At 30.1% G+C, this 15,038-nt stretch carries 16 protein-coding genes; all 16 read right to left on the bottom strand.

The window, feature by feature from the left end; genetic code table 11:
* Window positions 1-80: 80 nt before the first annotated feature.
* The 16 genes from JL105_RS08840 to dhaK all read right to left on the bottom strand — a co-directional run bounded on the left by JL105_RS08840 (window position 81) and on the right by dhaK (window position 15,025).
* Window positions 81-929 (bottom strand): hypothetical protein, encoded by an 849-nt coding sequence (locus JL105_RS08840; RefSeq protein ID WP_132027536.1) that lies wholly within the window; start codon window positions 927-929, stop codon window positions 81-83.
* A 144-nt stretch (window positions 930-1,073) separates the two neighbouring features.
* Window positions 1,074-1,871 carry a hypothetical protein gene (locus JL105_RS08845; RefSeq protein WP_132027538.1) on the bottom strand — a complete coding sequence of 266 codons (798 nt, stop codon included), beginning with the start codon at window positions 1,869-1,871 and terminating at the stop codon, window positions 1,074-1,076.
* Window positions 1,872-1,958: 87 nt separating this feature from the next.
* Entirely contained in the window at window positions 1,959-2,348 is a 390-nt protein-coding gene (locus JL105_RS08850; RefSeq protein WP_132027540.1) for a hypothetical protein, read from the bottom strand.
* 70 nt (window positions 2,349-2,418) lie between these two features.
* The gene (locus tag JL105_RS08855) at window positions 2,419-2,715 is read right to left on the bottom strand and encodes a hypothetical protein (RefSeq protein ID WP_132027542.1); all 297 of its coding nucleotides are present in this window, start codon (window positions 2,713-2,715) and stop codon (window positions 2,419-2,421) included.
* 725 nt (window positions 2,716-3,440) lie between these two features.
* Complete coding sequence (gene pcp / locus JL105_RS08860; protein WP_132027544.1) at window positions 3,441-4,082, bottom strand: pyroglutamyl-peptidase I; 642 nt, start codon at window positions 4,080-4,082, stop codon at window positions 3,441-3,443.
* 13 nt (window positions 4,083-4,095) lie between these two features.
* Window positions 4,096-5,001, bottom strand: coding sequence for a DUF979 domain-containing protein (locus JL105_RS08865; RefSeq protein WP_237722268.1), 906 nt, complete (start codon window positions 4,999-5,001; stop codon window positions 4,096-4,098).
* Between the two features lie 19 nt (window positions 5,002-5,020).
* Complete coding sequence (locus tag JL105_RS08870) at window positions 5,021-5,692, bottom strand: DUF969 domain-containing protein (protein ID WP_132027548.1); 672 nt, start codon at window positions 5,690-5,692, stop codon at window positions 5,021-5,023.
* Window positions 5,693-5,778: 86 nt separating this feature from the next.
* Complete coding sequence (locus tag JL105_RS08875) at window positions 5,779-6,450, bottom strand: Crp/Fnr family transcriptional regulator (RefSeq protein ID WP_132027550.1); 672 nt, start codon at window positions 6,448-6,450, stop codon at window positions 5,779-5,781.
* 192 nt (window positions 6,451-6,642) lie between these two features.
* Window positions 6,643-7,389 carry an acetamidase/formamidase family protein gene (locus JL105_RS08880; protein ID WP_237722269.1) on the bottom strand — a complete coding sequence of 249 codons (747 nt, stop codon included), beginning with the start codon at window positions 7,387-7,389 and terminating at the stop codon, window positions 6,643-6,645.
* A gap of 113 nt (window positions 7,390-7,502) precedes the next feature.
* Window positions 7,503-8,540 carry an ABC transporter permease subunit gene (locus JL105_RS08885; protein WP_132027554.1) on the bottom strand — a complete coding sequence of 346 codons (1,038 nt, stop codon included), beginning with the start codon at window positions 8,538-8,540 and terminating at the stop codon, window positions 7,503-7,505.
* Window positions 8,527-9,564 carry an ABC transporter permease subunit gene (locus JL105_RS08890; RefSeq protein WP_132027556.1) on the bottom strand — a complete coding sequence of 346 codons (1,038 nt, stop codon included), beginning with the start codon at window positions 9,562-9,564 and terminating at the stop codon, window positions 8,527-8,529. The genes JL105_RS08885 and JL105_RS08890 overlap by 14 nt, the downstream gene beginning before the upstream one ends.
* Before the next feature lie 2 nt (window positions 9,565-9,566).
* On the bottom strand, window positions 9,567-11,132 hold the full coding sequence (locus tag JL105_RS08895) for a sugar ABC transporter ATP-binding protein (protein ID WP_132027558.1): 1,566 nt from the start codon (window positions 11,130-11,132) through the stop codon (window positions 9,567-9,569).
* Between the two features lie 54 nt (window positions 11,133-11,186).
* On the bottom strand, window positions 11,187-12,356 hold the full coding sequence (locus JL105_RS08900) for a DUF3798 domain-containing protein (RefSeq protein ID WP_202690493.1): 1,170 nt from the start codon (window positions 12,354-12,356) through the stop codon (window positions 11,187-11,189).
* Between the two features lie 614 nt (window positions 12,357-12,970).
* Complete coding sequence (dhaM, locus tag JL105_RS08905; protein WP_132027560.1) at window positions 12,971-13,366, bottom strand: dihydroxyacetone kinase phosphoryl donor subunit DhaM; 396 nt, start codon at window positions 13,364-13,366, stop codon at window positions 12,971-12,973.
* A gap of 10 nt (window positions 13,367-13,376) precedes the next feature.
* Window positions 13,377-14,009, bottom strand: a complete 633-nt coding sequence (gene dhaL, locus JL105_RS08910; protein ID WP_132027562.1) for a dihydroxyacetone kinase subunit DhaL — start codon at window positions 14,007-14,009, stop codon at window positions 13,377-13,379.
* Between the two features lie 17 nt (window positions 14,010-14,026).
* Window positions 14,027-15,025 (bottom strand): dihydroxyacetone kinase subunit DhaK, encoded by a 999-nt coding sequence (gene dhaK / locus JL105_RS08915; protein ID WP_132027564.1) that lies wholly within the window; start codon window positions 15,023-15,025, stop codon window positions 14,027-14,029.
* Window positions 15,026-15,038 lie beyond the last annotated feature (13 nt).

Raw genomic sequence — 15,038 nt, forward strand, 5'->3', positions numbered from 1 at the left:
AGATTTTATAATAACAAATCTACTGGTTCTATAAAATTATTTATTAATCTATAATTAACTCTCAGAATACAATGTTTATTTTATAAAGTAATAGCTTTATATTTTTCCCAAATACATTCTGATGGCATAATAGTTAGTTTAGCGAAATCATAACCTATATCTACTAAACGCTTAATAATTTCCATACCAACATAATACCCACTTAAATAGTGCTTATTCTCATTATCTGATTCTGACCATGTGAAATACTCTTTCATTTTATCCTGAGTCAATATTGAGCCAAACTCTCCTGTAATTTCATCTATAAGTAAATCGGCATCATCAATAAGTCTACTCACCTCTTTACTTGGCAAATTTAATGAGTTTGAGATTGTCTCTACTGTATACTCCATATTATATAAAGCAATAGGACAAAAAGAACCTAATCCTTCCGTAATTGTCCTTTCCATAAAATCAAACATATTAATTCCCTTTATTGTGTGGGCTCTCACCATGTGATTCATTTCATGTGGAATAAAATACCTTAAAAACGATTGGTCTATTACCCTATCCAAACCAATATAAATAAAAGGTCGTCCTTTTGGATTAGGGCTAGAAAAACCTCCAATATTACCTAATTCTAAACCAAGATATATATCAAAATGTTCCTTAAAGTTTAATAAAGAAGCTACTTCTTCTGCTAAATTAATAATTTTTTGGACTATATCATTTTCATAATTATTTTCTGCAATTTTAAGACTCTTTTGAAAATCTCTAGAATCAATCATAGGTTTAAGATTCTCCAGTTGTGTCATATATAAGCCCTTCAAAATTCCATTAAACAGTTCTGAATATTTCATAGTATATCGCTTATATGCTTCAAAAGAACCTAATTCTCTAGATTCTTTACACAAAATTTTAAAGTCATCTATCATATGTATAATCTTCATAAAATCCCCCTTTTCTTTGATTGGAAATTTGCCCCCTAGATATAGACATCCAACAGCATTCCAAATAAAATATATAATAAATTGATACAATTGTATCATCATTTATTAAAAAATCAATTATATTTAAAAATTTATTTATTATATTCAACCACTAGGGCTTATACTTCCTTTACTTACCATTATAGTAATAACCTTTCCTTCAAACTTAGAAGGAATATTTAACATATAATATCCATCTTTATTACTATAAGTATGGTTAATATATTCAAATTTTTCTTCTTCATCAGTACAAAAAGCCTCAACAATTGCTCCTTCTACAAATCCATTTTTACCATTTTTGTATATTTGTCCGTGTATAATTACATCATCAATCTTTCTTACACCTATATCTTTTCTAATCCATATATAGCCTTTTTTATATTGAGGAGGATAAAATTGAGGGAAAGGTTTTTTATAAAATTCATCACATATATAGTCTTTAAATTCTAAACATGGATCAAATTCTGGGAAATACTCTAAATAGGGAATAAGTATTTGAACTTTTTTAACAATACTTATTGTTATACATGTCTCAAAGGAGAAGTATGATTCATTCTCTATTGTTGTTATATCTCCTAATACATATGACCTTGTATCAATTTCTAATTTAAATTGTAACTCCTCGTATTTTCCATCTATTATCACTATATTTTGTTTAATATTTGGAGAAACACCTTTATAGATTGTTCCATCTTTAGATCTTGCTTCAAATGGAATTTTTATTTCAAACATTACATTTTTATAATTAGGATCATCATCAATATCATAAATCCTTAATGTTCCATCTACAATAAAACCTTGTTTAAATCTAATTTTTTCTATATTATTTAGTGGAATTTCTATATCTAAAACATTTGCTTTATTGCTACATTGATAAAAAACCCTGTCACAATCAATGCACAAAGACCTAGTTCCCCTTTCCAACACCATATTTTCCTCTCTCCCTTTATATAATACAGGGGGCGTTTGCCCCCTGTTAATTACAATTTTTTACGTTGGAACTTCAGGACATTCATAAGGATCTCCTATATTTTCAGCGCCTACAGCTTGTATTATTATTTCTTTACCTGCTAATGGATAATCTATCTTCTGCCCTGGATTCTCTGAGTCATCAATTTCTACAGTAGGTGGAATATATAGCATATAGTTTCCATCACAACCTGAAAAAGTATGAGTTAACCCTTCTAGCTCTTCAGTGTTTGGATTTGTAAAAAATGCTTTTACAATTGCCCCTTCTATTGGTTCAGCATTTTCACCATCTGTAATCTTGCCATGAACTACTACTCCTTCTACTTCAGTGATACCTAAGTCTACTGCTAATTGATCTTGTTCCATAGTTGTAGGCATTTGAACTGAACTTGCACTTAAAATATATGACATTAAATTTCACCTCTCTTTACTGGGACTACTATATAATATTAAATAGATGATAAAATTGATACTAATTTTGTTATTTAAAATCCGTTTCAATATTTATTTCAATTTCCTTCGTACTATTATCAAGCTTCAATTCTTTTTCAAATATAATCTCTCTATCATCAACGGGAATTTCTCTTTTAAAAGATTCTTTTTTAAATACTTCTTCATCTTTTAATTTATTTAAATTAGCAGGTTTGTCTACCTTTTCTTGAATTTCTTGAACCATTTTTACAATATTCTCAGATCTTTTGACTAAAATAAACGCTAATATATATTGAAATAATAGTAGCCCAAATAAAAATATCGCAATAAATATGCTTTTAAGCATGATTAAATTCACCTCATATCTATTTACCTTGTACCTGTATATATTCAATATATGCGTTTTAAAAATGAATGGTTCAAACATAAAAATCCCTTTAAGGTAAATTATCGATTTACCTTAAAGGGAAAATAATATTTTAAACCTATTGAAATACTTAAAAATTATAGATAAAATATCCTATACTTAGAAAGAAGTATATGGGACACTTTTTCAGTGGTCTCGAACTGTCCCACTGTCCCAAGAAGTTTTGAAATATATTTTGAAACTTCTTACGTAAGTAAGGGTAGTAAGAAATATATTATTAAAAATAACAATATGCATCCAACTATTGTGTTGTATGTTGTTTTTTCATTGTTTTTTATCTTTTCAATTATTGAAATATTATTTACATAGAACGAAATTGAAGTAAAAATCACAAAAATAAATATATAAAAATTTGACATTTTTGGATCCCCTTTGTATTAATAATATATTTGGTAATAATATGGTAAATTAATCTTATTTTTAGTCTATTACGGTAATGGATGTTTTGTCAAGTATAAAAACACAAGTTGTGTTTTATATAAATACTATTTTAATAATAAAGAAGAGGGATACCAAAGTGAAAATGTGTTAAAATAAACACAAAATTATACTATATCCAATTATTGTAATTGTTTGAATAATATTTGAATAATAGTAGGAGACAGTGGTGACAGTAAAAACTGTCCCCACTGTCTCCCCTTCTTTTAATGAGTTTTACCTTCTGGCATTTTTATGTCTTCTTTGTTTTCTACCACTGCTTCAATAGCAAGAGTTAATGCTTTAACTATATCGTTTAAATTCATACTTGGTGTAGCTCTTTTGTCAATTACTTGTTCTGGAAGGAAAGGCACATGAATGAACCCACCTTTTATATTTTGATATTTCTTATCTATTAAATAATGTAGTCCATACATAATGTGGTTACATACATAAGTTCCAGCGGTATTTGATACACTAGCAGGAATGCCCCCTTCTCTTATTTTTTGAACCATAGCTTTTATAGGGAGTTGTGAAAAATATGCTGACTCTCCATCTTCAAATATTGGCTCATCTATAGGCATGTTTCCTTCATTGTCTTCTATAGATGCATCACTTATATTTATAGCTACTCTTTCAACAGTTATATCAAACCTTCCACCAGCTTGCCCTACGCATATAACTATATCTGGATTTTCTTTTTCAATAGCTTCATCTAATTTATTTATAGATTTTCCAAATACTGTAGGTATTTCTACTTTTACAATTTCTGCTCCAGCAATATTATCATCCAGTCTTTTTACTGCTTCATAAGCAGGATTTACACTTTCCCCTCCAAAGGGGTCAAATCCAGTAACTAATATTTTCATTTTTAAAACCTCCTTAAAATGCCCAAACTAGCATAAGTATTATGTGTATAACTAAAAGTGTCAATGCTATTGGTGCTTGAGTTTTTATAACTTTGTTTTTATCTTTCATTTCAAGTATTGCTGCAGGTACTATATTAAAATTTGCAGCCATAGGGGTAAGTAGAGTACCACAATACCCAGCAGTTAATGCCAATGCTCCAGCTATAGCTGGATTTGCTCCTTGACTATATACAAATGGAACTCCAATACCTGCAGTTATAACTGCAAAAGCAGCAAAAGCATTTCCCATTATCATAGTGAACACAGCCATCCCAACACAATAAGCTATAACACCAAATACTATATTTCCTGTAGGTACTACTTTTGAAATACCACTAGCTATAACTTCTCCTACTCCAGCTGCATTAAATAGTGCTCCTAGTGCTGCTAATAATTGAGGAAGTATTGAAAATGGTCCTACTTGTTGAAGCAATCTATTGCCTTCCTCTATAGCTTCATTAGCACTAGCTTTAGTTATAATAAGTCCAGATACTGTAGCAACAATAGCACCAATCCCCATTCCCACCAACCCACCAAGGGATGTAAATTGACCAATAACAAAAGCAAATATAGCAATACTTAATACTGGAATAAATAATTTATTCCCCAATATCTTTGATTTTTCTATTTTAAACTCCTCACTTACTTCTTTAAAGCTTCCTATCTTTACCTGTTTTGTCGCAGTCAACACTCCCATTAAAAGTACTAATATTCCAACAAATTTTGCAGGCAAAATTCTTCCAAATATAAATGTTATAGAAAGTATTACCCAAAAAAGCCCTGTTCCAAATCTAGTTTCTAAAGTATCATCTCTAAAGGAATATATTCCAGTTATCAAGGATACTATTCCAGATAATATATATAATATTTCCAATGCCAATATTATCACCTACCTTAATTTATTTATTTCCCTCCATAATCTTCTCAATTTTTTTATCATATATCCTAAATTGAATAATTGCTAATAATACTGCAATTACAGCTATAGGTATAGAGGCATTTGCCACTTCTTTTTCTGTAACTTGAAATCCTAACTCATTCAGTGTACCTACTATTAAAAGTACTCCACCAGCAGCTATAAACACATTTTGCCCGTAGAAATTTCCATAATTTTCAACTGCAGCTGACATTCCCTTTATATCTTCTACTGCTTCTTCTGGAATATCTCCATATTTATTTCTAGCTGCTCCTTCTGCCATTGGATATATGAGAGGTCTTATAAACTCCACATGTCCTCCTATTCTTAAAGAAAGTGCTGCTGCTATTGTTCTAATAACCATATAAATTGATAATATTTTCCCTGCAGTAGCAGCTTTTAATTTTCCTATAAGTTCAGCTGCTCTTTCTTTAAGCCCATATCTTTCTAATAAACCAATAGCAGGTAAAGTAACAAAAAATACTGTCATATATCTATTTGTTACAAAAGCCTCTCCTAGAATATCAAGTATTTCTCCAAAATTTAAACCTCCTACTAATCCAGTCACCACTCCTGCAGCAATAACTACAGCTATGGTGTCTAATTTTAAAATAAATCCTATAACTATTATTACAATTCCTAAAAGCTTTATCATTTTTCCCCTCCTTCCTTTATTTTTATTTTCAATTAATTTAATTATATAATATACAGGAATTTATTTCTGTATACTAGACTACAATTTTATTTCCATCTTATATATTTTTCTAATTTTTCTATATCTTTAATTATTATTTCACCATTTACAATATCTATAATATTTTCATCTCTAAATTTATTTAATGCTCTAGTTACTGTAACCCTTGAACAACCTATTAGTTTAGCAATTTCTTCATGAGTAAACTTATCATTTATTTTTTTACCTTGGGCAATTTCTTCTCCTTCTTGATAATATAGCCTTATAAGTGTATCTGCCACTTTGCCAACGGAATCACTAAAAGTCATATTAGCCATTTGAAACATGACTATTCTAAATTTTCTTGTGATACTATGGATTATATCCCTATAAATATTAGGATTTTCAAAAAGTATTTGTTCAACTACTTCTTTATGTAGTATAGATATAGTACTATCTACCAAAGCCTTTGTTAAAAATTTAGATTCTCCGCCACAAAAATAATCCATCTCCTTAAATATTTCTCCACTCTGAAGTAAATAGAGAGTTTTCTCTTCACCTTCTATACTATATATAGATTGCTTAATATTACCGCTCATTACAATACAAATTACATCTTCTCCTTCTATTTTTATTAAACTATTTTTAGGATATTTTCTAATAGCTCCTTTTTCCCCAATTTCTAAAAATGATTTTCTCATTTTCTCCTGCCGCTTTGTTTCAAAATATTTATCATACATTTTTATCTTCCTCCAGATACTTTCTAACTATATTATATATTAGAATTTTCTATTTAATCATTTTAAAAAAATTACTACCTTATAATGAGAGTAATTCTTCGTAAATAGTGATTTAATCTTTATATATGATAAACCCCTATCTCTAATTCAAATATAGAGATAGGGGTTGCTATACAGAAAATAAGCATACATTTAATCCCATAATTTATATTGTTCTTTGATTATCTCATATAATCCTGCATTTCCCAATGCTTCAATAGGTGCCAAAAACGTTACCGTTACTGTCCCAGGGGCTCTACCAATTTCAATGGCACCATTTATAGTGGTTCTATTCATAACTTCTGGAACTGATAAATTTAATACCTGGGAGGCTCTTTGAAGACCATTGTTTATAGCTTCATTTAAATTAGATCCTGTTCCAACAAAACTTATAGGAGCTGTTTTTTCTAATTTATCTATTCCCCATTTTTGACCCAATTCCATTGCTGCTTTTCTTTCTTCTTCAGTTATGGGTTTTGCTAAATATGGTAGATCTTCTTCTAAAGGAATGATTATAGGCCCATCTATATTTAAATTTTTTAGTACTTTAACTTTTAGCACAACAATTGCAGATACATCTGCTGTGTGTCCTGCTATTTCTCCATCTCCTTGCATAGCATGAGCATCGCCTACATAAACGCCTCCTCCTTTAACTTTTACTGGTGCAATTACTATGGATCCTTCTCTAGTCTTATTAACATCCATATGTCCATCTGTTTTATGTTTTTTTAATTCTTTTTCAGACATTGCGTACTCATGAGAAGCATTTACTAATAATGAACCAAAATCCCCTGCATTATGTGAATCAGGAATAGCTTTTGAAGGTGTTGTGCCTATTTGCCCTAAAAATGGCTTTAATCTTGATATGTTTCCTACTACACCTTCTCTATCTAATGTCACCCCTATTCTTTTATTTTCATCGAAAGCTATAGTATATCCCTAAAAATAGTATCACTATGCCTAGAATCAAACACAATATCTACTTCTTTTTGATTTAAGTATGTTTATGGCGGTTATGTATTTCTTTCTACATTTTTTAAATTTATCATTAAAGCAAATACTATTGTTCCATAAGCTATAAAACTTCTAAAATACTCTCCAAGAGCTGGATTTTTAAATATATTTTGTCCCACTAAAGGTGATACAATAAATAAGGTATGAAATAAAAAAATTCCAATAAAAGCATTTTTTATGTTTGCTTTTTTAAAAGTAGCACCTCCTGCTAATAATGCTGCCGATGCAAATATATCTAAATTTAAATGACCTGTATACACGTTTAAAATACCTAAATTCTGTATAAACATAATTTGAGCTAATGAAGCTAATATAGTAGATATTATTATTGCTATTTTCCTAGTTTTATCTACATCGATGCCTACCTTTTCAGCTAAATACATATCTTCACCTACTGCATTCATTCGATATCCAATTTTAGATTTAGTGATTAAATGTACTATTATACCCATTATTATAATGATTATTACAGGCACTAGAGACTCTTTTACATCTCCAATTTTTATAGATAATATATTATTAAATAGATCCTTAAATTCCCCAATATCTAACATGCTTTTTACACCTATTCCCCTAGTAAGTAAGATATCTTTATTAAATGGTTTTATTATGGTACCATATGCCACCATAAATATTATTTGATATAAACTGGTTCCTAAAAAACCTATTACCATACTTGCTATCATTTCTTTTCCTTTAGCCTTATTAAGTAAATTGCCAATTATATTTCCAAATACTATGGATAATACTGTGCTTAGCAATATCACTATAATAAATCCTAATTTAGGAGTAAAACCAATATCTATTACAAATAACATAGACATTTGGGCTGCCATTGCTCCTATTGTAATAGAAAAGTTAATACCCATACCTGACATGATAGGAAAAATAAGAGCTAATAAAAATATTTCATTCCTTACAAATCTATCATATAATTCTCCCAATATAAAATTTAAACTTGCTTTAGAAGCAATAATTCCTAAAACAGATAAAATCAAGAAAAATATTGGAACATAATATTCCTTATACCTTTTCATTTCTTTTTCTCACCTCTTCATATAAGAAAGCATATAGTATAATTCCATTAGTTACTAACATTCTTATAATCTCAGACATCTCCGGTATTAGCAATGCATTTGCTACTGGTACTGAAAGTAAAAATGTAGTTTGATAAAGATATGTGCCTAGTATGGCATGAAATACAGTTGCTTTATTCTTAGTTGCTCCTCCAATTAATATAGCTGAAACTGCTGGAAAAGCCATCATAAATGGTCCATCATATAAGTGGATAAATCCATAACTCTGGGAATACACAATAACACCTATAGCAGCCAAAATATTAGAGAATATTATGGATATTGTTCTATATCTATTTATATCGATTCCTGATAGCTTTACAAGTACCTCGTTCTCTGGAATTGCAGCCATGGCAATTCCCATTCTTGTTTTTTGAAATAAATATACTATGAAGCATAAGATTATAAAAAATAATATTAAACCTACAGGGATAACCAATTTCCCTATATTTATCTTTAAAAAATTATCCAAAATTCCCCCAAAATAATTATCCAAATTAATTTTAGGTCTTAACCCTTGCCCACCCACTGGATAAAGCATCTGTCTATTTTTAAAAGGTGCTAAAGACCAAAAAAAATTCATTATGGGTATAAATGAAAATCCTACAAAAGTACCCACAATTTCTTCATTTCTTTTTAGCCTATTTAATACAATTGAATATATGTAACCAAATAATATAGCTATAATACTTCCAATTAATATTGAGATACCTAAACCTACCCAACCTTTCAATCTAAATTCCAAGGCAATACACATACCTAATAGTCCTGCTGATATTCCTATAGGTAATCCAAAATTCCTTCCTGCACCTACATTTATCATAGGTACTAAGGATAAAACTAACACCCCATTCATTACCCATTTTATTAAAGATTCGTTTATCATATCTATATAAGAAATTCCAATGAATTTAAGGCTTATTGCTAGAATAATCAAATAGGATATTACAATTAGTTGAGGTGCCTCTAATTTTAATCTCTTCATACTTATTCTAAACTCCTTCCAGATAAAGCTAAACTCAATTCTTCAGATTTAAAATCATCATCAAATATTTTAAAAACTCGATTCCTATACATTACAACAATCCGATCACAAACTCTTTTTAATTCAGAAATTTCACCTGAAAAAATAATAATTGTAGTATTTTTTTCTTCATTTAACTTTAACAACATATCTAGAATAATTTCTTTAGAGTAAAGATCTATGCCTCTAGTAGGTTCACCTATAAAAAGGACTTCTGGATCTATAGTAATAGCCCTTCCTATGCATACTTTCTGTTGATTTCCTCCACTTAAATCACTTACTTTTTGACCTATATCTCTGACTTTAATATTCAATTTCTCCACCATATCATTTGAATATTTCCTTATTGCTTTATAGTTTAAAGGTGATAGTTTACCAAGAGCTGGATATTTGAGAAAGCTGTTTTGCCTATCGTATGCTTCAAAAACTATATTTTCCCAAACACTTTTATTTAAGAGTAATCCCCATTCTTTGCGTTCGTCAGGTAAAAGATATATACCTTTTTTAATTATTGAATTTGTATCACCTGGAATTAATTTTTCCCTTTTATATATTACATCTCCTTTCATGTCATATAGTCCCATTAATCCATAGCCAAAAATCTCCTGCCCATGACCTGCCAATCCTGTGATGCCTAAAATTTCACCTTTTTTAATATCTAAAGATATATTCTTATAATGTTCATATCCATAGGATACTTCTACATTATTAAACGATAGTATATTCTCTTTAGTAGTATTTTTTCTTTCTTTTGAAACTTGTACTACTTCTTTACCTATCATATCTAAAGCCATTTTATCCATATCATAATCTTCCTTTTTATACTCTTTTATTACTCTACCACTCCTAAATATAGTTACCCTATGGCAAACGTCAACTATTTCATATAATCTATGAGATATAAAGATAATAGAAACCCCAGTTTCAGCTATAGCCTTTAAATTAGATAATAATATTTTAGTTTCTTCTACATTTAATGATGATGTAGGTTCATCTAGTATAAGTACTTTTAATTTATCGTTATCTACTTCTCTAGCAATTTCTACAAATTGCTTAAGATTAGTAGGAATATCTTTTACTTTAATTCTAGGATTAATATCTACTCCTACTTTTAATAGAGCTTTTTTTGCATCTTTTTCATTTTTATTCCTATCCACTAAAGCAAACTCTCCTAATAGTTTTGTTTTATCGATTATATTTTCTCTATTTATTTTAATATTACTGCTTATGTCTTGTTCTCCAAAAAGGGCTAGTTCCTGATGTACCATTCCTATACCTTGTTTCATAGCGTCATATGTACTTTTTATATCTACCTTTATATTGTCAATAAATATATCTCCTTCATATCCACCAGTTTCCATAATATGTTTACTACCAAATAGTATGTTTACAAAAGTAGATTTACCAGAACCATTGGCTCCAATTATCCCATGAATTTCTCCTTTCTTTAAATCAAAATTTATATTATCTAAGGCTTTAATCTCATTAAAATTTTTAGAAAGATTCTCAACCTTTAATACATATTCCAAAACATTATTCTCCTTTCAAAACTATATGCAGGATAAATCTACCCTGCATACAGTTTAATAATAAATTGATTCTAATACTAATAAAAAGTAATTATTAGTGTTTTCGTTTAATGGTCTAAAATCAGCCCCAACACCCATAACTTTTTTTGAGAAATCATCTAAAAACTTTTTATTTAAAATATTTTCATTTATCTCTAAATCATTTTCAATTATATACTTGGCCAATTCAATTTCAAATTTTGGCACATATATCTGAGAAGGCATAGCCCAACCTGATAGTCTTCCTGTCATACCAGCTTCCTTTGATTTTTCAGCAATTAATTGATTAATTTTATCATAATTTCCCAAATCCTCAGTATCTATCTCTAAATTCATTACTGTAGGATAAGCTTGTGTAGGCGTTGGGCAACATTGCTCAGCTACTATAAATTTTAACTTTAAAGCCTCATCTATTATAACATCATACATTGGACAATTGCTTCCAAATATATTTGTATCTGGACCATATTTAGCAATTTGTCTAGGTATATCTTCCCTTAAGAATTGTTGCATAGCAGCAGGCCCATCTCCAGTTTGTGGATCTGGAGTAATAATCTCTACAAATTTTAAACCTAATTCTTCGCAAGTTTTTTCCATCATTTCTTTTCTTTGTGCTACTGACTCTTTAGCTAAATGTGTTGGAAATGAATAATGTATAAATGTTTTAGCACCCATTTTCTTAGCCTTAGTAGGTATAGTTTCTCCACGTCTTATCCAATCAGTTGCGAAGCTTATATCTACATATTTTGCCATAAGTTCTGGTTCATCTAACATAGTAGCTATTGTAATTATATCTGGTCTTTTTTCTCTAATTTGTTCAAAAGCAGGTAATAAACCTGATTGTCCAGAATTTACTATTATAGCTTTCATCTCTGGGTCATCAGCTAAGCTGAGTATTTGTGAAATTCCCGTTTCTAATTCTGCATTAAAATTTTCTGGTAATGTAATATGTTTTACTATATCAGGATATTTTTTAGCCATTTCCGCTCCAGCTCTAAACTCATCTTCAGAAGTAGATAATGTAGGTGTTACAATGCCTATTTTGTAATTTTTTACCCCTTCCATTTCCGCATTGTTTGCTGCTGAATTTTGCATTGTCTCTTTATCAGTATTTACATTTTGACAAGCTACTAATGAAAAAATCATAATTACAGATAAGATTAATGTAGCAATTTTCCTTATCACTGTTATTACCTCCTCTTTTATTCTATCTAAGTATTTATTCTTTAAAGCAACACTATGACGACATTAAAATAAAAATAAATACATTTTTCAAATATTGCAAACTCATAACTAGATTTTATAAAAAACTTCTAAATAAACATTTTCTGTATATTATATTGATTCTCCTGATATAACGCATAAGCTGACACCTGCTGCTATTGTAGCATAAATTAAATGCATAAGGGTATATGTACAAAATGTTCCCACAATGTAAAGTTCTTTTCCTTTAAAAAAAATTCCCTTCCTATTTCTTCATAATTCTTAAAGTTTTCCGATAACTTTAACATACTCCACCTCCTTCCAAAGCACCCATATAATTATACGGTTTTTATCAAATCATAGTCAAATTAGAATTTTTAATATAATTTTTCTTGCTATAAATTCCTTTAATAACATAAAATCAAAAACAGATATAATAAATTAGCCATATTTATTGATGCATAATTGGCAATTCATCTATAATCTCAGATGCTAAAACTATTATTCCATCTGCACTATAGTATATCTGGTCAATATTCAATCGTTTAGTTAGGATAAACAAAAATATGGGACAAAGGGTCTGACCCTCTGTCCCATCATGAAATTTTCCTAGTAGTTCTAGCTTCTTCTGCTGCTCTTCTTATATCTTCCATATCCTTTGATATGGAGGATTGTACTGATACAGCTATACTACCTTCTACTATAGGAGTATCTAAAATACAAGTTTTCTCCTTTATATCATCCTCTAACATTTCTATGGCCAATTCTGAACTCATAATTGAACTTCCTATATCTGCAAGTATTGCCACTCCATCTCCATCATAGGCTTTTTCTATAGAATCCTTTATTAATATGGGATCTGTGCCTATCCTTCCATCAGAAGTTCCTCCTGCTGGTATTATATTTAAATCTTTGCCTGCCATTTCATAACATAAATCTACTATACCTTCTGCAATTTTATTGCTATGAGATACGATAACCAATCCAATCATATATATCCTCCTAATTTTGTTCTAATACTTCATTTATGGATTTAATCATAATATAAGTTGAGGTAGCACCAGGATCTTGATGCCCAATACTTCTTTCTCCTAGATAACTTGCTCTGCCTTTTTTAGCAATTATATCCTTAGTATATTCTACTCCTTCTAAGGCAGCTTCTTCTGCCATTTTAAAGGCTATTTTAGTATCTTTTCCTTCTTCATATGCTAATTTTAAAGCTTCAAAAGCTGGTATTAAGGCATCTAATATGGTCTTATCTCCTTTGTTCGATTTTCCTCTCATTTTTATACCTTCCACTGCCTGTTCAAACATATTTATAATATCCTCTTTATCTATTTCCATCTTTCCATCTACAACAGTAGAAGCTCTTAAAAAAGCAGTTCCATATAATGGTCCTGAAGCTCCTCCCACTGTTGATATTAATGTCATAGCTACAGTTTTTAGAATACTCCCCCAATCCTTTCCACTCATTTCATCTAGTTTTGCATCTACTGCACTAAATCCTTTGCTCATGTTTATACCATGGTCTGCATCACCAATGGCCCTATCTAGTTCAGTTAAATAATCCTTGTTTTCTATTATGTTTTTCCCCATATTTTCAATTATTTTAATTAGTATATTTGAATTACACATATAGATCCCTCCGTAAATTATAAGATTCTAAAAGCGGGAGTATCAGCTTTTGCATCTAATAATTGTTTTAGTTCAACATCTAATTTAAGCACTGAAATGGAAGATCCTGCCATTTCTAAAGATGTCATATATTCTCCCACCATGGTTTTATATATTTTAATGCCCTTTTCATTTAATAGATTATGCACTTCTCTATTTAATATATACAATTCCATAAGTGGAGTACCACCTAATCCATTGACCATTACTGCTACTTCATCATCTTTTTCCAATTTCATATCTTCCAATATATTGCTTAGTAATATATTGGCAATTTCCCTTGCAGGTTTTATCTTCTCCTTACGAATTCCTGGTTCTCCATGGATTCCTAGACCAATCTCCATTTCGTCTTCTCCTATTTCAAAGCTTGGTTTGCCTACTGCTGGCACAACACAAGGAGTTAGGGACATACCCATGGATTTAACATTTTTAACGGTCTTTTCTGCTACCCTCTTTACATCATCTAAATCCATTCCCTTTTCTGCAGCAGCTCCTGCTATTTTGTGAACAAATATGGTACCAGCTATTCCCCTTCTACCTACGGTAAAGGTAGAATCCTCAACTGCTACATCATCATTAACTATTACCTGCTGAACTTCTATACCTTCCATTTGTGCTAATTCTGCAGCCATTTCAAAATTCATCACATCACCAGAATAATTTTTAATAATCAATAATACTCCTTTGCCTCCATCTACTGCTTTTATTCCTTTGAGTATTTGTTCTGGTGTAGGAGATGTAAACACTTCTCCTGCAGCTACTCCATCTAACATGCCTAATCCTACAAAACCACCATGAGCAGGCTCATGACCACTACCTCCACCACTTACAAGAGCTACTTTCCCCTTGATTGGTGCATCTTTTCTAACCAATACATTACTGTCATCTATTCTTTTTAGGTATTCTGGATGGGCTTTTACCATCCCTTGAAGCATTTCCTCTACTACATCTTCCTTGTGGTTTATAATTTTTTTCACAACATCTCACTCC

It is taken from the genome of Keratinibaculum paraultunense (assembly GCF_016767175.1).
Taxonomy (GTDB): domain Bacteria; phylum Bacillota; class Clostridia; order Tissierellales; family Tepidimicrobiaceae; genus Keratinibaculum; species Keratinibaculum paraultunense.